The sequence below is a fragment of the Rhodoferax sp. genome (assembly GCF_028688795.1).
GTDB lineage: Bacteria > Pseudomonadota > Gammaproteobacteria > Burkholderiales > Burkholderiaceae_C > Rhodoferax.
On sequence record NZ_JAQTXM010000030.1, the window covers coordinates 1 to 17,323 of the forward strand.

A 17,323-nucleotide genomic window follows, 5' to 3' on the forward strand; every position below is an offset into this window, starting at 1 on the left:
AAGCCACCACTCATGCGCCAATCCAGAAATTATGTAAAGTTAATCAACCCGTCAAATTCGGCTGTTCACAGTGAATGCGGTCAACAATGAACCCCAACTGTTGATAACTGGGAACTGTGCATAAGGGCACTTTGAAGTCCGCCACGAAAGGCTTTTGATGGGCAATGGATTGGGCAGCCTGTAAGCTGACTGTCGTGGCCGGCTGCAATGGGTCTTTACCGGAAGAAGAAACACAGGCTCCAGTGCTCCATTTTTGTGCCGCCAGCATCACTTTGTGTGACCATTTCTGAGGTGCGACACTCTCTGAGGGTGCTCAACGACCATCATTCAGCGTGATCACGCCAGGTCTTGAAAGTTGTGCCAGAAATTGCAGGCACCGCACCAACGACGATTGGGCATCCCTCCCGCTGAAACGATCCAGCAGGCTCATTGGCAACGCGGCATGTTCGATTGGCGGCATAAAACGGCCTCTGCCTAAATTCCAGAATGGGGTTGCCACGAATATCTCGCGCCACCAGTGCCGCCACCGTTGCAATTTTCGACGCGCCACCCCCAAGTGCAACTGCAATTCGTTAATCAGAGTGTCCGTAACGCCGGACTGCATGACACTCAGCAAAACCATAATGAACCCAGGATAGACACGTCGCCCGAGAAAGAGCACCGATTCTGGAGTTGTTCGCCGTCTGCATTTGTCGCAACAAAAACTCTGGCGCATTGTCGGGGCCGTCGTCTCCAATTCCACTGACCCACTTCGCGGTTTGCGGGGGTAGCAAGCGCTGTGAAGAACGCCACCACAGAAGCCGCAGCCCGTATCCGTGTCCGACTTGCCAAGTCAGCGTCGATGACTGCAAGAAACTGAAAAAAACTGGGCTCCTCAATGACATTGGCAATCATGGATAAATCCTGTGAAGTGGTGCTCAACCAGGCAGTGTCACCCATGACCAATTCATCTTTAACCCGATTTGATCAAGTTGGACGATGGCACCGGGCACTCGTCCCTCACGTAACTTGATCAAATCAGCGGGTAAGTCCATCACGATAGCTGACTGTACTCACACAAAAAGGTTTTTACAGTACCAGTTACGCCAACCACGATGACTGTCTGGTTGGTCAATTGCGCCTGCTTCCAGACGAAGCAGGACTTGCGTCCCAAGCGCAAGACTTTCAACGCATGATCGATGCCGGCATGTTTATTGGGGTGCCCCCTGCGTTTACTCAGATCATCAAGCGCCTGCATTCACTAGAAATCGATATCAATAAGTTGCAATGACATGCAGTGCAACTTTGGTCGCTGCTCGCTATAGATATTGATCTTGCCAGTCAGGTTTGCCGGCAAAAATATTTTCAATTTCCAGTCCAAGACGCTCCCATATTTTTCTCTTCGGAAGACGGTACTTGTAGTGCATGTAGTGCGCCCGCGTTTTGGGTTCGTCGATTTTGTGGTTTTGGCACCTATCGATCATGTTGGTGTCCTCACCCATGGCTTGCAACATAGTAGAGCCTGTCCGACGAAGATCGTGGGGAGTCCAGTTGCCGTCTTGACCACTATTCAAAACAAGACTGTTATCGTTTCGTCTGCCTTTCAGTGGCTTATTTTGCTTCTTAAACATGGTTTGACAGTCACCGACGATCTTGGAAACCGTCTTCAAGTCAACGTGATTATTCTTTTTCGTGTTTGGGAAGCAATACGGTGTCACACCTGTAAGTGCGTGCAACTCCTTAAATTGTTTCAAGCCAAAGGATGAAAGGGCCACAGTCTGGCTCTTTTGGTTGCGTATTGAACCCTTGACATTTTCCTTTGGGACAGTCCATATTCCATCTTTTAGGTCCACATCCTTCCATTTTGTCATCAACAATTCGCCAATCCGGCACATTGTTGCAAGGCAGATCCAGAGAGCGATCTGATTTTCCTTTTTCATCGGCCGCGGCACACCATACTTTTGGCCGGCAGGGGTTTCGTCATAAGTCGTGCCCATTGCTATAAAGACCTCTCTTAGCTGACGAATATCGCGTGGATAAAGGATCCTCTCGCGTACTGCATCGGGGTCATAATCATTGGGCAAGATGATGTCAATGTCGATCAGATCCAAGGGATTGCCTTCGACCAATAATTTTCGATATGGTGGACGCTTTTGCGCCCAATTAAAAAGTTGCGCTAAGTCGTTGTATCTTTGCTCTGTTGATCGACCTACATCGCGGTCGGCCATCGCACTCAGAACTTCCCGTAAATTTTTTTCCGTAAGATTTTTGACGGGGATATTCTTCAGTTTTGGAAGGACGTCTTTTTCAAATGATCTTTCGATCTCGGAATTGCCGTCTTTTCTTTTCACTCCGTTTTTTTTCCAATCCGTGTACATGTCAAAAAACGTTTTGTTTTCGTTATCTGCAGTCGCAGCTTGCGCAATGATTTCTTCTATCTGTGTTTGATTGGTAATTTTTTCGGCATTTTTGTGATCCGTAGGGTTCACCCCGGTTGACAGCAGGGCTTGCGCATCGTCGCGGCTCTTACGAATATCAGCCAATGATTTTTTAGGCCAGGTGCCGCACTGGAACCAAGTGTTCTTGTTTTTCCACTTAAATGCATATCGGTATCTGATCGATACCGCGTTGCTCTTGGCGACCCGGATTTCACCAACAAGGCCATCACCATCCTGGATTTGATCGCCACCCCATTCGGCAGGGATCGCTGCCAGCCTCTTCGGATCCCACTTTAACCCCGACTTCGAATGCGTCTTTTTGTCCGTTTGGGTCTCAGCTATGGGAGCTACGCTAAGGCTTATTGCTTTGTTTTTGGCGGTCGGTAACTGGTCTATGGTGCGCTTCATATTTTCCTGATGGTACAGAAGAAGGGGGAATCCAAGGGGTAAACCAAGGGGTAAACCAATTTCTGGAAGTCAGTGTATCGCACTGGACGACAATGGACAACAAAGTATTTTAAGTTGTTGATTTAATTGATAAATGTTTGTCTTGCGTTGTCCAGCGTCGTCCGTCAAAGATCGGCAATTAATAATATGGGGTGCAAGGGGTCGAAGGTTCGAATCCTTTCACACCGACCAATAAAATCAAGGACTTAGCTTAGAAATGGGCTAAGTCCTTTTTCTTTGCTGGCGTTTGGGCTGCAATTTACCCACCCATTTACCCACCCAGCAGTTTTCGCTGTGTTGTTGTTGGAAATTACGCAACACACAACAAAAAACTAAAACTCTCAATAGAAGATTTTCTGAAACCGACAAAAGCGTGATGGGTAGTGTTGACACTTATCGCTGTATCGGCTGAATGTGATCGCACAACCTCAAATGCGCCATGAAGGGCAAACGCGTGTTGTTGTTGGGGTGGGTGGCGCCGCGCGGGGTGCGTTGCTGCCGTTTTTGGAGCAGGCGCCTCAGGAGCTGGTGATTGCCAACCGCACCTTGCAAAAAGCGTTTGACCTAGCCCGCCTGGGCGCGCTACAGGGCAGGGTGCGCAGCCACAGTTATGCCGCGCTGGCCGGTTTGACCTTTGACCTGGTGTTCAATGCCACCTCGGCCAGCCTGCGGGGCGAGTTCCCGCCGGTGTCCGCTTCGGTGTTTGCCAAATGCAGCCTGGCGTATGAGTTGGCCTACGGCAAGGGCTTGACGCCGTTTTTGCGGCTGGCCAAAAACTTAGGTGTGAGCCAATTGGCCGATGGTGTGGGCATGTTGGCTGAGCAGGCTGCCGAGGCATTCAAGTGGTGGCGTGGTGTGCGACCGGACACTCGGGCAGTGATGCTGGCGCTAACCGTGCCCTTGGTGTGAGTTGGGCTCAGGCGCTCTTGTCAAGCAATGTGCCGGCCATCTTGTCACTCGTCTTGAAAACTGCCAGGTTGGCCAAAAACGAGTTTTTTGCCTGCAACTGTGCCACCACATCAGTTACCAGTGAAGGCCCTGGGGCAGCGGCGGCGGTCAATGACGCTGACACGCCACCTTCGGACTGGGCGGTTTGAAACACCTCCTGACGCCGAAAGCCAGCGGTGTTCATGTTGGCTATGTTGTGCGCGGACGAATTCAGTGTTGCTTGAGCCGCATTCATGCCTGAGAGCGCGATAGATGAAATAGACACCATAAAAACCGCCTGTTTAGTGTTGATGTGGGTGCAATTTGAGCACAAAGGCTTACCTGGGTGCGCCTCAGGGCTTCACCACTGGCCAGCCTCGGCGCACCCATTCACTCATGCCGCCCTGCACAAACTTCACATGCTTGTAGCCCTTTTCGCGCAAAGCAGAGAGCGTGGCGCTGGAGCGGTTCTGGGTGTTGCAGATCAGCAGCACAGGTTTGTCGGTGGCCGTCGGGATTTCCGCCAACCGGGCACCAATTTGTCGCATGGGCAGCAGTTGCGCGCCTTTTGCCACCCCGGTGGCGTGTTCGTTAGGTTCGCGAATGTCGATCAAGGTGGCGCGTCCGGCTTCAAATTCTGTCCGCGCCACATCCAGCGAGACCGAGTCATTGGCGTTTGCGGCTTCGCTGCAAGCCGTCATGCCAAGGCATAACACCAGGACGGACAAGTGGCGGCGCGAAAACGTGCAGGCAGGTTGCGCATTTGCATGGGTGGCGTTGGGTGTGGTCATGGTTTGTGTTTGAAAAAAGTCAAAGTGGGTCCGGCGATCATTGGCGGACCGGTTCTGTCGTGTTTGAGCGAGCTAGTGCAGCGGCTTTGCGTTTGAACATACCGGTCATGAAGAACGCGCCAAATGGGATGAACGCTACCAGCATCATGCGCGTGGTTTCCGTCGCGCTGAGCAAGCCCGCCGACCCGGCTCGCACCACCATGGCTACGTAAATCAAAAACGCCGCACCGTGCACCGGGCCCAGCACGGTGACGAATTCAGGCAGGCCGGCCAGGCGCTTCAACGGCACGGCCAGACACACAAGCAAAAGCAAGGTCGCACCTTCGGACAAAGATGCCCAGCGCAGCCAGCGCAAGTTCAATAAGCTGTTGTTCATCAAAATTCCGGTTTTTGAGCGCAGATCATATAAGCAAAGATAAATGTGTTGATGGGCGTGAGGCAGCTACCCCGCCAGCGCTGTCGGTCATTGAATGCATACCGTGTGCGCACACGCAGGCAACGCGCAGTTCTATACTTTGCGGATGAACCAAACCGTACATTTGCCATCCAGAAAAATCCAGAAAACAAAGACGGTCAAGGTCGCTAGCGCCAAGGCACCTGCCACAGTGCCGAGCCGCACCAACGACCCCGACCGAACCATGGCGGGTATTCTGGAAGTTGCCACGGTCGAGTTTGCCGAGAAGGGCCTGGACGGCGCGCGTATCGACGAGATTGCGGCCGCCACCAAGACCAGCAAGCGCATGATTTACTACTACTTCAGCAGCAAAGAGGGTTTGTATCGCGCCGTGCTGGAGGACATGTATGGGCGCATGCGTGCCATCGAGTCAGGCTTGCATTTGGCCGATTTGCCGCCAGAGGAAGCACTCCAACGGCTCGTTGGTTTCACCTTTGACCATCACCACAGCAACGAGAACTTCATTCGCCTGGTGATGTCAGAGAACATGCAGCGTGGCGCGTACATCGCGCAGAGCAAGAACATTCAGGACCTCAATGTGCCGGCTATTTCGGCCATTTCCGAGCTCTATGAACGGGGTGTGGCATCCGGCGTATTTCGTGCCGGGCTAGACCCAGTGGACATTCACGCCTCAATATCGGCATTGACGTTTTTTAATGTGTCCAACCGTCACACCTTTGGTCTCATCTTCAAGCAAGACGCCACAGCTCCCGACACGGCCGCCATGCGACGCAGCAGCGTGATCGACATGGTGCTGCGCTACGTGCGTGCGCCCTGATTTCGCCTTCTCCCGCGACGCTGAAAAATATCTTTATAAACCTAGGGTAAACACCGATTTGCAGAAAACTAACCAGTTCGTACATTATCTTATCCGAATGATCTGGAGACGAATATGGTTCAAAAATTAATCACCCGCTACTGCCAGTTGCTGTCGGTGCTCATCGTCATCTGCCTGGTTGCCATGGTGCTGATGGTGTTTGGCAACGTGGTGATGCGTTATGCCTTCAACTCCGGCATTGCGGTGTCTGAGGAACTCTCCCGCTGGTTGTTTTTGTGGTTGATCTTTCTGGGGGCCAGCATTGCGGTGCATGAGCAGGGCCACATGGGCAGCGACATGGTGATGGAAAAACTGTCCCCCAAGTGGCAAAAAATGGGTGCTGTCGTGGCCCAGTTTTTGATGCTTTGGGTGACCTGGCTGCTGTTCACTGGCAGCTTGGCGCAAACCAAGATCAATTGGGACGTAATGGCCCCTGTGACTGAATACTCCATGGCTTGGGTGTACAGCACCGGTGTGGTGTTCTCTGTCTCCACCGGGCTCATGCTGCTCAGTGACCTGTGGTACACGCTGCGGGGCGAAATGACCCCCACGCAGATCCGCAAGGCACACCACGCCGCCGAGCAGGAGCAGTTCGAAATCAATGCACGTGTCGCTGAAGAGCGGCTCAACAAGTCGTCCGCCACTCACTGACACGGAGCTCACAATGACCATTGCCATTTTCCTAGCTGCCTTGATCGGCGCCATAGCACTCGGTATACCGATTGCGTATTCCCTGCTGCTCTCGGGTGTTGCCCTGATGGTGCACCTGGGTAACTTTGACTCGCAAATTCTGGCGCAAAACGTGTTGGAAGGCGCCAACAGCTTTCCGCTGCTGGCCGTGCCCTTCTTCATGCTGGCCGGTGAAATCATGAACGTCGGCGGCTTGTCGCGGCGCATTGTGAACCTGGCCATTGCGCTGGTGGGCCATGTGCGCGGCGGCCTGGGTTATGTGGTCATCATTGCCGCCTGCCTGATGGCGTCGCTGTCGGGCTCGGCCGTGGCGGACACCGCCGCGTTGACTGCCCTGTTGTTGCCGATGATGGTGCGTGCTGGTCACCAAAAAGCCCGCTCGGGTGGTCTGATTGCATCTGCAGGCATCATCGCGCCCATCATTCCACCGTCCATCCCTTTCGTGATCTTTGGTGTCACCGCCAACGTGTCGATCGGCAAACTTTTTATGGCAGGCATTGTGCCTGGCCTCATGATGGGCATTGCCTGTGCGATTGCCTGGTGGCTGACGGCGCGAACCGAAGCCGTGGTGACCCCACCCAGGGCCACGCGCGCTGACCTGGCGAAGGCATTCAAAGAATCGACCTGGGCCTTGGTGTTGCCGCTGATTGTGTTGGTCGGTCTGAAATTTGGTGTGTTCACCCCGACCGAAGCTGCAGTGGTGGCAGCTGTGTATGCCTTTTTTGTGGCCACCGTGGTCTACCGTGAACTGAGCCTGAAGCAGCTGTACGAGGTGTTCTTGGCCTCGTCCAAAATCACCTCCATCATCATGTTCATGGTGGCTGCCGCCGCAGTGAGTGCCTGGCTGATTGCCGTGGCTGACTTGCCAGGCCAGCTCATTGGCATCCTGGAGCCCTTCATGCAGAGCCCCACCACCTTGCTGTGCATTTTGATGCTGGTGCTGCTGCTGGTCGGCATGGTGATGGACCTGACCCCCACCATTTTGATTCTTGCGCCGGTGATGGTACCGGTGGTGATTGCTGCGGGCATTGACCCGGTGTACTTTGGCGTGCTGTTTGTGCTGGTGGGTGTCATTGGCCTGGTGACGCCGCCGGTGGGCACGGTGCTGAATGTGGTGGCTGGCGTGGGCAAGATGAAGATGGACGAGGTGGCGCGCGGGGTCATGCCGTTCCTGATCGCCGACCTCATCGTGTTGTTTTTGCTGGTGTTGTTCCCGTCCATTGTGATGGTTCCTTTGGAATTCTTCTACAAGTAATTTTTACCAGCTGCTGCGGTGCTGGGTTCGCCGCCGCAACAGCTTTTATAACGGCGGCCCGAATACACCGTCACTGGAGACACGCATGAAACGTCTGTTTATCAAATCCGTCCTAGCTGTTGCAGCCGTCGCCGCTGTCGGCATGGCCAGCGCGCAAGAAAAGGTCATCAAATTTGCCAACCAAAACGCCAAAGGCCACCCCATCGTGTTGGGCATGGACAGGTTTGCCGAACTGGTGGCTGCCAAGTCGGGCGGCAAGATGGTGGTGAAGGTGTTTGCCGGCGGCACGCTCGGCAGCGACCAGGCCAATGTGTCTTCTTTGCAAGGTGGCACGCTTGAAATGGCGTCGATGAACTCGGGCATTTTTGCCAGCCTGGCCAAGGAATTCGCCATTTACGACTTTCCGTTCATGTTCGGCAACTTCAAGGAAGCCGATGCGGTGGTGGACGGCCCGGTCGGTAAGAAACTGCACGGCATGCTGGATGCCAAAGGCATTGTGGGCTTGGCGTATTACGAGTTGGGCTTTCGCCACATCACCAACAGCAAGCGCCCAATCCTCAAGGTGGAAGACCTCGAAGGCCTGAAGCTGCGTGTGATCCCCAACCCGATCAACGTGGACTGGGTGAAAGCAATGGGTGCTAACCCCACGCCACTGCCATTCCCTGAGCTGTACGCCGCCATGGAACAACGCGCCGTGGATGGTCAGGAAAACCCCTTGCCGACCATCAATTCAGCCAAGATGTACGAAGTGCAGAAAAACCTGGTGCTGACCAACCATCAGTACAACCCGCAGTCGGTGGTCATCAGCAAGAAGTTCTGGGACACCCTCAGCGCATCCGAAAAGAAGATCATTCAGGACGCAGCCACCGAGTCGGCCAAGTACGAGCGTGAACAGTCGCGTGGCCTGGCCGCCAGCATTCTGGACAACCTGAAGAAAAACGGCATGCAAGTCACCGAACTGTCCGCGCCAGAGATGGCCAAGCTGCGTAACAAGATGACCCCAGTGATCGCCAAATACTCGGTCAACGTCGGTCAGGAAACCGTGAAAGAAGTGCAAGACCAACTGGCGGCAATGCGCAAATAAGCACGTCATCTTGCACAACCAACAGGCACCTGATAGGGGTGCCTGCACTGTGCTCAGGGTCGCGCGCCGGCCCTGACCTCAGTGTGACCTCGATCCACTCAAAGGAATCCCCATGAAAGATCTCATGCTGCACGGCGTTACCCACAATTTGCGCGCCGGTGTCTTGGTGGCTAAGGCGAAGCAAACTTTTAAATAAAAAACATAGCTATTCACGCAACATTCATAAGGGCTAGAGCCCATTTTTATATAAATTATCATGACCATCGACGGCAACACCGAAATCATCGCCCACATCGGCTACCCCACCCATGCCTTTCGGGCGCCGCTGATTTACAACCCCTGGTTTGCCAAGGTGGGCATCAATGCCGTTGTGGTGCCGATGGCCTGCAAGAGTGAACCTTACCCGCGCTTTTTGCGCTCGGTGTTTCACCTGGAAAACGTGCGCGGCGCACTCATCACCATGCCGCACAAGGTGGCCACCGTTGGCATGCTGGATGAGGTGTTGCCCACGGCGCTGATTGCCGGCTCGTGCAACGCCGTGCGTCGACTGCCAGACGGCCGCCTGCAAGGTGACATGTTTGATGGCGAGGGGTTTGTGCGTGGCCTCAAGCGCAAGGGATTTGACCCCAAAGGCCGGCGCGCGCTGGTGGTGGGGGCGGGTGGTGTGGGTTGCGCCATTGCCGCCTCGCTGGCGGCAGCCGGTGTGCTTGAAATGGATTTGTATGACGTGAATGACGCGTCGGCCAAAGGCCTGGCCAATCGCCTGATGCAGCACTACCCCAGCATGACGATTCGCACCGGTTCCAACGACCCTGCTGGCTACGAACTGCTGGTGAACGCCACCCCCATGGGCATGAACGAGGGCGATCCGCTGCCGGTGGACATGTCGCGCGTGAATGCGACCACCTTTGTCGGTGAAGTGGTCATGAAGACCGACATGACGGCCTTTTTGAAAGCCGCCCAAGTGCGCGGTTGCCGCATCCAGATGGGTGCCGACATGCTTTACGAGCAAATTCCGGCCTATCTGGAGTATTTTGGCTACCCCGTCCCCACCCCTGATGAGCTGCGCGCAGCGGCTCAAGCAACTTTTTAACCCATTGAACACCCGACCATGCGCACTTTTACCATTTCTGATGTCCTGATCTCTGAAGTGGGCCCGCGCGACGGCCTGCAATCCGTCAAGGCCACCATGCCCACAACTGACAAATTTAAATGGATTGATGCGCTGGTGGCCGCTGGCCTGCGCGAGATCGAGGTTTGCTCGTTTGTGCCGGCCAAGCTGTTGCCGCAAATGGCCGATGCAGCCGAGGTGGTGCAGCATGCCTTGCAACACAAGGGCGTGACCATCATGGCGCTGGTGCCAAACTTGCGTGGTGCCGAAGGCGCCTTGCGCTCGGGCGTGCACAAACTCACCATTCCGTGCAGCGCCAGCGAGGCGCATTCCCTGGCCAACGTGCGCAAAAGCCGCAAAGAAATGGTGGAAGAAGTGCGCGCCATCGTGCGCCTGCGCGATGAGATCGCCCCCGGTGTGAAGATCGAAGCCGGTCTGTCCACCGCCTTTGGCTGCACCATTCAAGGCGAGGTGACCGATGACGACGTGGTCTGGATGGCAAGCCAAGTGGTGGCCGCCGGTGTGGACGAAGCTGGCCTGTCGGACACCACCGGCATGGCCAACCCGGCCCAGGTGCGCCGCTTGTTCAATAAGGTACGTGCCGCCATTGGCGACAAGACCGGCGCTGCCCACATGCACAACACCCGTGGCTTGGGGTTGGCGAATTGCCTGGCGGCCTATGACGTGGGTGTGCGTACCTTTGATTCATCCTTGGGCGGTTTGGGTGGCTGCCCCTACGCACCGGGTGCCTCCGGTAATGTGGTCACCGAAGACCTGGTGTTCATGTTTGAGGCCATGGGCATCAAAACCGGCGTCGACATTGAAAAACTCATTGCTGCACGTGAACCTTTGATGGCCGGTTTGCCGGGTGAGCCCATCTACGGCATGACTCCTTTGGCTGGGTTACCCAAGGGCTGGATTTAATAGTGATTAATTGGGGTCAGATTCCAATTAATTTCACTATTAATTGAGTAGCTGGCTACGCTTATAGGTCATGGGCTATAGGCCAATTTTTCATATAAAAATGTTCCTGCGCATCCTCAGCATTGTTTTCCCGATCTTCATCATTGTGATGATCGGCTTTGTTTACGGACGCAAACGCCAGCCGGACATGGCGGCGGCCAACACGCTCAACATCACGGTGTTTTTGCCCGCGCTGTTTTTTTCGGCGCTGGCGGGCAAAACCTTCAATCTGGCGGACAACATCCCCATTGCCTTGGGCAGCACCGGGGTGGTGCTGGGTTCTGGCTTGCTCACATGGGGGTTTGCCCGGCTGGCCGGCATCGACCCCAAAACACTGGTGCCCCCGTCGATGTTCAACAACGTGGGCAACATGGGTTTGCCGTTGATGCTGCTGACCTTTGGTGAACAGGCGCTGGGGGCGGCCGTGGTGTTAATGCTGGTGGTGACGGTGTTGCAGTTCAGCCTGGGCATCTGGCTGCTGAGCGGCCGCTTCAATGCGTCCATGCTTTGGCGCGAACCTCTGCTGCTGGCAGCTGGGGCAGGTATTTTTGTCAGTCTGAGTGGCTTGACGATGTGGCCACCGTTGATGGTGGCGGTCAAGTTGCTGGGCGACATTTCAATTGGGCTGATGATTTTTTCGCTTGGGGTGCGCCTGGCCACGGCGCACTTAAGTGCCTGGCGCATTGGCATGGTGGGCGCGTGCGTGACACCCCTCACGGGTATGCTCGTGGCATGGGTGTTGGGGCTTGCCATGCCGCTGACCCCGACCGAACAAGCCATGCTGTTTGTGTTTGGTGCGCTGCCACCGGCCGTGTCGTGCTTCATCTTTGCCGAGCGTTATAAACAAGAGCCCGAGAAGGTGGCCAGCATTGTCATCATCGGCAATGTTGCGGCCTTGTTTTTTATCCCGCTGGCCCTGGCCTTGCGGCTGTAGCGGGTTGACCCGCGCATTCACTTTTTTCTCAGGAGCACTGTCCATGGATTTGCCGATTCACCAACTGTCCATGACGGTGTTAATTGGGAACAGCTGCTTCTTCACCATGGTGGCGGTGGATGATGATAAAAAGCCCGCGCACGTGACGCCGCTTGCCCCCATCACCCCGGATGAAATTCGCCGCCATGCAGCAGCCGAACTGCGCAAACAGATGCGCCGGGAGATGGAGCAGCGTTTTACGGCCACCCGAACCAGTCCGTAGTCACCGTACTTTATATATGCTTTTCTGGCCTCTAGCCCTTATGGAATGAGCGCAAGAAGCTATTGTTTTTATAAACTCTGACAACCTGTTTCACGCCCCATGATCGACTGCCACGTCCACATCTTTGACCCTGCCCGCTTCCCCTATGCGCCGGACACTTGGTACACCCCTGCGGGCGGCGAGACCGGTACGGCGGCTCATTTGAAGCAGGTGATGGATGCCCATGGCGTCCGACATGCGCTGCTGGTGGGCCCCAATTCAGGCTACGGGCTGGACAACCGCTGCTTGCTGGGTGCGATAAAGGTCGGTGCGGGCCGCTTCAAAGGCGTGGCCGTGGTGCGCAATGACGCCAGCTTTGGGGAGCTGCAAGACTTGCAAGCCCAGGGCGTGGTCGGTGTGGCCATGAACGTGGCGCTGCTGGGGGTGGACTTTTACGGTGACACCGGCCCGCTGCTGGCGCGCCTGCGTGAGCTCGGCCTGTGGGCGCAGGTGCAAGTGCAGGGCGATCAGTTGGTGGACTTGAAACCCATGTTGGTGGACAGCGGCGCAAAGTTGCTGTTTGACCACTGTGGCCGCCCCGACCCAAAGGCAGGCGTCGGGCAGGCCGGTTTTGCCGCGCTGCTGGCGCTGGCAGACACGGGGCGATGTGCCGTCAAGTTGTCCAGCATGGTGAAATGTTCCCGCCAGGCCTATCCCTGGTCCGATGCCTGGCCGTATTTTCACGCGTTGTTGCAGGTGTACACGCCAAAACACCTGGTATGGGGCTCAGACTGGCCGTTTTTGCGGGCACCTGAGCGGATCGATTACGGGCCGTTGCTGGCGCTGTTTGAGCAACTGGTGCCGCATGCAGCCCACCGTCAAGCCATCCTGAGTGACACACCACAGCGGCTGTTCGGGTTTGGCGCTGACATCAGACCCGCACGTTTTCCGGAAGACCTTGAGGCGGTCACAGCCATCTTTCAGGAGTACATCGCAAGCGCCAGTGTCAGTCTTGAGTTTCAAAATTATTGCGCTGAATTCAGCAGCCTGCCGGGCAAGTACGCCCATCCAGAAGGGCGGCTTTTGCTGGCCTGGGGAGAAGCAGGGGTGATTGGCTGTGCGGCACTTCGCAAGGTGGATGCCCATACCTGTGAATTAAAACGGGTATACGTCCGGCCAGAAGGGCGTGGCGATGGGCTGGGTCGCCGGGTGGTCTTGCGCATGCTGGAAGAAGCCAGAAACGCGGGTTACACGCGCATGTGTCTGGATGTGTTGCCAGAGTTCAAGGCTGCGACACATATTTACGAGTCCATTGGCTTTCAGCCTGCCACACCTGTGGCGTTCAACCCCATTCCCGGTGCCAAGTTTCTGGGGCTTGATCTCTGACCCGTTGACTTCCAGTTAATGGCGCGGAATGCGGTTGTCACCCGCAAGTTTTGCCAAACGCTTGCGCGTGCTTTACCAGGGCTTCATACGGTGTTTCTAGAATCATCAGGGTAAACCCTAAGGTGACTTGGTATGAAACGCATCAAACAATTTTTCTGGCTTTTCCTCTTCGGCCTGGCCAGCCTGTGGTTCCTGACGGACACCACGGTGTGGGCCAATCTGTCGGGCGTTTTTGACTGGCGCAATGTGCTGGTGCAATTCAGCGGCGTTCTGGGCATCGGCATCATGAGCGTGGCGATGCTGCTGGCGGTGCGGCCGGTGTGGTTTGAGTCCGCCTTGGGTGGGTTGGACAAGATGTACCGTCTGCACAAATGGCTGGGCATTGCTGGGCTGGCGCTGTCGGTGATGCATTGGCTGGCGGCCAACGGCCCCAAATGGCTGGTTGGCTGGGGTTGGCTGGAACGCCCGGTGCGGGGCCCGCGCGCCGTCTTGCCAGCAGATGAAGTGATTCGGCAGTTTTTCATGGACCAGCGCGGCCTGGCTGAAGGGCTGGCTGAATGGGCGTTTTATGCCGCAGCGCTGCTGATGGTGCTGGCGCTGATCAAGCGTTTTCCGTACCGCTACTTTCTGAAAGTGCACCACCTGCTGGCGGTGACTTACCTGGTGCTGGTATGGCACGCGGTGGTGTTGCTGAAGTTTGAAGCCTGGGGTAGTGTGCTGGGGCTGGTGATGGCGGTGTTGATGCTCTCTGGCAGCGTGGCCGCCGTGCTGGTGCTGTTGGGGCGCACCGCCAAGCGCCGCCAGCTTGCAGGCGAGGTGGTGGGCATTCGCCAGCACACCGCGTTGCAGGTGGTGGAAGTGGACGTGGCCTTGCAAGGGCCTTGGGCCGGGCATTCGGCGGGCCAGTTTGCCTTTGTGACGCTGCATGAAAAAGAGGGCGCGCACCCTTACACCATTTCATCGGCTTGGGCCAACAACGGGCGTCTGACATTCATCATCAAGGCGCTGGGCGACTACACCAACACGCTGGCCGACACCGTCCGGCTCAAAGACAAAGTGAAGGTCGAAGGGCCTTACGGACGCTTTGATTTTCAAAGTACACAAGCCCGCCAGATCTGGGTGGCGGGTGGCATTGGCATCACGCCGTTTGTGGCGCGCATGAAAGCCCTGGCGCTCATGCCCGATGGCAAAACTGTGGATTTGTTTCACGCCACATCGGTGCTTGACCCGCAGGTGATGGCCTTGATGGCGCAGGATGCCAAAGCGGCTGATGTGAATCTGCACCTGCTGCACAGCCCGCAAGATGGTCACCTGGATGCGGCACACATCGTCGCCCGGGTGCCTGACTGGCGTGCCTCGGACATCTGGTTTTGCGGCCCGGCCCGCTTTGGCCAGGCGCTCAAAGAGAGCTTCAAAACCATGGGCCTGCCAGAGGCGCGTTTTCACCAGGAGTTGTTTGAGATGCGCTAGCGCGATTGGCGATTTATATAATAAATAAGCCTCTAGACCATGTTAAATAAGCGCAAGCAGCTATTTATTAAATAGCATTTATCTGCTCCAGTTGCGTCAACCAGATCAACCCGCTTAAAGTAATAAAACGCTGCCACCGTGGTCAGCACCAGTTTGGCAAATGTGATCGGTAGCACCTGTCGCGCCAAGCCATGCAGCGGTAGCCCCACCAGCTTGCGTCCATGGTAACGGCGCTTACAGGGCGCGCAAAGCAGCAACCTGGGTGTGCGCCAGCGCCACAGCTTGTGTTGCCATCTCACCAGAAAACCGCGCTTTGGCACTCTTCCCGGGCAACCCGGCGCGCACGGCCTCCAGATTGCTGCGCATGCGCTGGGTGTCAGGTTGCAAGCCTGTCACCAGTTGGGTCACGACGTGGCAAATGCCTTGGCTGGCCGTGAGCAGCGCGGGCCATGGCGCCAATTGGGCTTGCGAATGGTCGACGGCGCTGCCATGGGCTTGTGACAACATGGCCAGTAAAACGGCCACTTGTTGTGGCACCCGCTGTGCGGCTGCCTGCGCGACCATGCACAAATTAGCGATGTCTAAGGGCGGCGCCGGCCTGGCACCGGGTGCTGAGGCGAGGGGTGCGGTGGCTTGCATCAGTTCACCGATGTCAAACGCCGCCAGATGCGCGATGTCAGCAGCAATTTTGCCAAGACTGCCTACCAGCACGCCCAGCTCACAAGCCAGTGCCACGGATTCATCCTGCGCTGAATCACCAACAAAATCGGGTGCATTAAGTTGCAGGTCGGCGGCCATCAAGGTGATGAGCTGCGGGCCCTTGTCTTGCAATGCCGCCAGGGCCTGGGGTTCGCTAACCTGCCGCAGGCTCAAGCTCAGGCTAAGTGCGCAGCTGCAAGCCGATTGCAAGCGGCGTTGGCTACGCACCAGTGGGGCCGCCCATTGGCTGCACATGAGGCCAAAGCTGGTGAGTGCAGACCATGGCGGCTGGCTGCGTGCCAGCATGGCATCCGCCGCATGCTGAACCGCCATTTTCAGCAGCGTTTGAATGGTTTGCCCAAGGTCGGTTTCAATGAGTTTGAGCACGTCGCGCACAACCAACGACAGCGCGGTGTCCACCAGGTCCTGGTCGCTGCAGCCCACGTGCACAAAGCTTGCCGCCTGGGGGTTGAAAAGTGACACGGTTTCGCGCAGGCTGCTGACGAGTGGCTTGGCCAGGCTGCGACTCTGAGCACTTTCGCGTACCAGCTTGGGCACGTCAAACAGCTCGACCTTGCAGGTACCCATGATGGACTGCGCGGCTGCTTGCGGTATCAGGCCGGCAATAGCTTGCGCGCGCACCAGCGCGGCCTCAAAACGCAGCATGGCCCCAACCACGGCGCGATCGCTCAAAAGCTCTGTGACTTCAGGGGTGGATAAAAAGCTCTCGAACAGGCAACTCATGGCAAGGTCATTGGGGCTTAAGCGCGTCGCAGGCGGATCTGGTTGGGCAGGGGCACGGAGCGTTGAAGCACGTCCTGCCCAAGCCACAGGACGCAGGCTTTTGCCAGCTGCGCCACATGCTGGGGTGGCAGGCTCGCGTAGTCGGTATTGAACGCCGCCAGGCTGTAGCCGCCCCGGTAGCCCAGGGTGTGCAGGGTGCTCACGATGCTGGCCAATTTATCGCTTTGGTCGCCGTCACCCGGGAAGACCCGCCATGGCTCTGGGTCAGCGCCCAATCGGTCAGCCAACTGCACCAAAAAAAGTTTGTCAGGGTCAAGCATGTCCAGGTCTTCCAGCAGCGCTTCTATCGGCGTGTTGCTGGTCAGCAACCCATAGCTGTCCAGACACAGCCCCAGGTTAGGCATGTCTGCCGCACACACCAAGTCCCAGGCCTGCAAATAGTCCTTCACCAAGCTGCCACCTTGCCAGCCTTGGTAGCCGATCTTGATCGACATGGGAATGGCCAGCACGGCAAGCCGGCGCAAGTCGCACACCCGTTGGACTGCGTCAGAGCCACCACTCAGGCTGGAAGATGGCAGCACCAGCAGACGGCAACGCAGCGCGGCGCACATGCCGAGCATGGCCTTCACCACATCAAGCTTGTAGTGCTGCATGGGGCCGGTTGTGCCCTCAAGGTTGACGGGCGCTTGAAACGCCATCACATGCAAGCCACTGGCGCGAACCGCTGCAACGCCTGCATCCACTCCGCCAGGGTGGTTAACGATGTCTTGTGCGCACAGGGTGATCTGTGAGAACCCGGCTGCGCGCACAGCGCTCAGTTTGGCTTGCAGCGCGCCCGATAAAGATCGGCTGTCTACCGCAAAATCATTCATGATGGCACTGTTCATGGTGCT

General features: G+C 56.5%; 18 protein-coding genes and 2 pseudogenes. 12 read left to right on the forward strand and 8 right to left on the reverse strand.

Translation table 11 applies throughout. The annotated features are described in order from the left end of the window. Positions 1-313: 313 nt before the first annotated feature. The 3 genes from PHQ58_RS18505 to PHQ58_RS18515 all read right to left on the reverse strand — a co-directional run bounded on the left by PHQ58_RS18505 (position 314) and on the right by PHQ58_RS18515 (position 2,825). On the reverse strand, positions 314-622 hold the full coding sequence (locus tag PHQ58_RS18505; protein ID WP_300113940.1) for a hypothetical protein: 309 nt from the start codon (positions 620-622) through the stop codon (positions 314-316). A 411-nt stretch (positions 623-1,033) separates the two neighbouring features. Next, positions 1,034-1,237, reverse strand: a complete 204-nt coding sequence (locus PHQ58_RS18510; RefSeq protein ID WP_300113943.1) for a hypothetical protein — start codon at positions 1,235-1,237, stop codon at positions 1,034-1,036. 61 nt (positions 1,238-1,298) lie between these two features. Beyond that, positions 1,299-2,825, reverse strand: a complete 1,527-nt coding sequence (locus tag PHQ58_RS18515; protein WP_300113946.1) for a site-specific integrase — start codon at positions 2,823-2,825, stop codon at positions 1,299-1,301. A gap of 478 nt (positions 2,826-3,303) precedes the next feature. Between PHQ58_RS18515 and aroE the strand changes: the two are divergent. Continuing rightward, positions 3,304-3,773: pseudogene (gene aroE / locus PHQ58_RS18520) on the forward strand (shikimate dehydrogenase); the annotation flags it as partial. A 7-nt stretch (positions 3,774-3,780) separates the two neighbouring features. On the opposite strand, the gene PHQ58_RS18525 reads toward aroE, so the two are convergent. From PHQ58_RS18525 to PHQ58_RS18535, 3 genes are all read right to left on the reverse strand, one after another. Beyond that, positions 3,781-4,080 (reverse strand): flagellar basal body protein, encoded by a 300-nt coding sequence (locus PHQ58_RS18525; protein WP_300113949.1) that lies wholly within the window; start codon positions 4,078-4,080, stop codon positions 3,781-3,783. Between the two features lie 64 nt (positions 4,081-4,144). Continuing rightward, a complete protein-coding gene (locus tag PHQ58_RS18530) occupies positions 4,145-4,582 on the reverse strand; it encodes a rhodanese-like domain-containing protein (protein ID WP_300113952.1) in 438 nt (145 codons plus the stop codon). A gap of 37 nt (positions 4,583-4,619) precedes the next feature. Continuing rightward, positions 4,620-4,958, reverse strand: coding sequence for a DUF3817 domain-containing protein (locus tag PHQ58_RS18535; protein ID WP_300113954.1), 339 nt, complete (start codon positions 4,956-4,958; stop codon positions 4,620-4,622). Between the two features lie 145 nt (positions 4,959-5,103). Here PHQ58_RS18535 and PHQ58_RS18540 point away from each other — a divergent pair, with 145 nt between their 5' ends. The 11 genes and pseudogenes from PHQ58_RS18540 (at position 5,104) to PHQ58_RS18590 (ending at position 14,987) form a co-directional block, all read left to right on the forward strand. Next, positions 5,104-5,814 carry a TetR/AcrR family transcriptional regulator gene (locus PHQ58_RS18540; protein WP_300113957.1) on the forward strand — a complete coding sequence of 237 codons (711 nt, stop codon included), beginning with the start codon at positions 5,104-5,106 and terminating at the stop codon, positions 5,812-5,814. 114 nt (positions 5,815-5,928) lie between these two features. Further along, a complete protein-coding gene (locus PHQ58_RS18545; protein ID WP_300113960.1) occupies positions 5,929-6,504 on the forward strand; it encodes a TRAP transporter small permease in 576 nt (191 codons plus the stop codon). A 13-nt stretch (positions 6,505-6,517) separates the two neighbouring features. Continuing rightward, on the forward strand, positions 6,518-7,798 hold the full coding sequence (locus PHQ58_RS18550) for a TRAP transporter large permease subunit (protein ID WP_367187348.1): 1,281 nt from the start codon (positions 6,518-6,520) through the stop codon (positions 7,796-7,798). A gap of 85 nt (positions 7,799-7,883) precedes the next feature. Next, the gene (locus PHQ58_RS18555) at positions 7,884-8,882 is read left to right on the forward strand and encodes a TRAP transporter substrate-binding protein (protein ID WP_300113966.1); all 999 of its coding nucleotides are present in this window, start codon (positions 7,884-7,886) and stop codon (positions 8,880-8,882) included. Positions 8,883-9,138: 256 nt separating this feature from the next. After that, positions 9,139-9,975, forward strand: a complete 837-nt coding sequence (locus PHQ58_RS18560) for a shikimate dehydrogenase (protein ID WP_300113969.1) — start codon at positions 9,139-9,141, stop codon at positions 9,973-9,975. A gap of 18 nt (positions 9,976-9,993) precedes the next feature. After that, complete coding sequence (locus PHQ58_RS18565) at positions 9,994-10,917, forward strand: hydroxymethylglutaryl-CoA lyase (RefSeq protein WP_300113971.1); 924 nt, start codon at positions 9,994-9,996, stop codon at positions 10,915-10,917. Positions 10,918-11,017: 100 nt separating this feature from the next. Further along, the gene (locus PHQ58_RS18570) at positions 11,018-11,890 is read left to right on the forward strand and encodes an AEC family transporter (RefSeq protein ID WP_300113974.1); all 873 of its coding nucleotides are present in this window, start codon (positions 11,018-11,020) and stop codon (positions 11,888-11,890) included. A gap of 43 nt (positions 11,891-11,933) precedes the next feature. After that, positions 11,934-12,152, forward strand: coding sequence for a hypothetical protein (locus tag PHQ58_RS18575; RefSeq protein ID WP_367187350.1), 219 nt, complete (start codon positions 11,934-11,936; stop codon positions 12,150-12,152). A gap of 99 nt (positions 12,153-12,251) precedes the next feature. Further along, positions 12,252-13,040, forward strand: a pseudogene (locus PHQ58_RS18580) (amidohydrolase); the annotation flags it as partial. After that, the gene (locus PHQ58_RS18585; RefSeq protein ID WP_300114128.1) at positions 13,041-13,517 is read left to right on the forward strand and encodes a GNAT family N-acetyltransferase; all 477 of its coding nucleotides are present in this window, start codon (positions 13,041-13,043) and stop codon (positions 13,515-13,517) included. It abuts the pseudogene before it with no gap. 132 nt (positions 13,518-13,649) lie between these two features. Then, entirely contained in the window at positions 13,650-14,987 is a 1,338-nt protein-coding gene (locus tag PHQ58_RS18590) for a ferric reductase-like transmembrane domain-containing protein (RefSeq protein WP_300113977.1), read from the forward strand. Positions 14,988-15,221: 234 nt separating this feature from the next. Here PHQ58_RS18590 and PHQ58_RS18595 read toward each other — a convergent pair whose 3' ends face one another. Then, the gene (locus PHQ58_RS18595; RefSeq protein ID WP_300113980.1) at positions 15,222-16,430 is read right to left on the reverse strand and encodes a lyase family protein; all 1,209 of its coding nucleotides are present in this window, start codon (positions 16,428-16,430) and stop codon (positions 15,222-15,224) included. 17 nt (positions 16,431-16,447) lie between these two features. Beyond that, positions 16,448-17,317, reverse strand: coding sequence for a sugar phosphate isomerase/epimerase (locus PHQ58_RS18600; protein WP_300113983.1), 870 nt, complete (start codon positions 17,315-17,317; stop codon positions 16,448-16,450). Positions 17,318-17,323 lie beyond the last annotated feature (6 nt).

Bases quoted from the DNA above. Each gene is read 5' to 3' on its own strand.
- PHQ58_RS18505 (WP_300113940.1), bottom strand. From the start codon at position 622: ATGGTTTTGCTGAGTGTCATGCAGTCCGGCGTTACGGACACTCTGATT.
- PHQ58_RS18510 (WP_300113943.1), bottom strand. From the start codon at position 1,237: ATGCAGGCGCTTGATGATCTGAGTAAACGCAGGGGGCACCCCAATAAA.
- PHQ58_RS18515 (WP_300113946.1), bottom strand. From the start codon at position 2,825: ATGAAGCGCACCATAGACCAGTTACCGACCGCCAAAAACAAAGCAATA.
- PHQ58_RS18525 (WP_300113949.1), bottom strand. From the start codon at position 4,080: ATGGTGTCTATTTCATCTATCGCGCTCTCAGGCATGAATGCGGCTCAA.
- PHQ58_RS18530 (WP_300113952.1), bottom strand. From the start codon at position 4,582: ATGACCACACCCAACGCCACCCATGCAAATGCGCAACCTGCCTGCACG.
- PHQ58_RS18535 (WP_300113954.1), bottom strand. From the start codon at position 4,958: ATGAACAACAGCTTATTGAACTTGCGCTGGCTGCGCTGGGCATCTTTG.
- PHQ58_RS18540 (WP_300113957.1), top strand. From the start codon at position 5,104: ATGAACCAAACCGTACATTTGCCATCCAGAAAAATCCAGAAAACAAAG.
- PHQ58_RS18545 (WP_300113960.1), top strand. From the start codon at position 5,929: ATGGTTCAAAAATTAATCACCCGCTACTGCCAGTTGCTGTCGGTGCTC.
- PHQ58_RS18550 (WP_367187348.1), top strand. From the start codon at position 6,518: ATGACCATTGCCATTTTCCTAGCTGCCTTGATCGGCGCCATAGCACTC.
- PHQ58_RS18555 (WP_300113966.1), top strand. From the start codon at position 7,884: ATGAAACGTCTGTTTATCAAATCCGTCCTAGCTGTTGCAGCCGTCGCC.
- PHQ58_RS18560 (WP_300113969.1), top strand. From the start codon at position 9,139: ATGACCATCGACGGCAACACCGAAATCATCGCCCACATCGGCTACCCC.
- PHQ58_RS18565 (WP_300113971.1), top strand. From the start codon at position 9,994: ATGCGCACTTTTACCATTTCTGATGTCCTGATCTCTGAAGTGGGCCCG.
- PHQ58_RS18570 (WP_300113974.1), top strand. From the start codon at position 11,018: ATGTTCCTGCGCATCCTCAGCATTGTTTTCCCGATCTTCATCATTGTG.
- PHQ58_RS18575 (WP_367187350.1), top strand. From the start codon at position 11,934: ATGGATTTGCCGATTCACCAACTGTCCATGACGGTGTTAATTGGGAAC.
- PHQ58_RS18590 (WP_300113977.1), top strand. From the start codon at position 13,650: ATGAAACGCATCAAACAATTTTTCTGGCTTTTCCTCTTCGGCCTGGCC.
- PHQ58_RS18595 (WP_300113980.1), bottom strand. From the start codon at position 16,430: ATGAGTTGCCTGTTCGAGAGCTTTTTATCCACCCCTGAAGTCACAGAG.
- PHQ58_RS18600 (WP_300113983.1), bottom strand. From the start codon at position 17,317: ATGAACAGTGCCATCATGAATGATTTTGCGGTAGACAGCCGATCTTTA.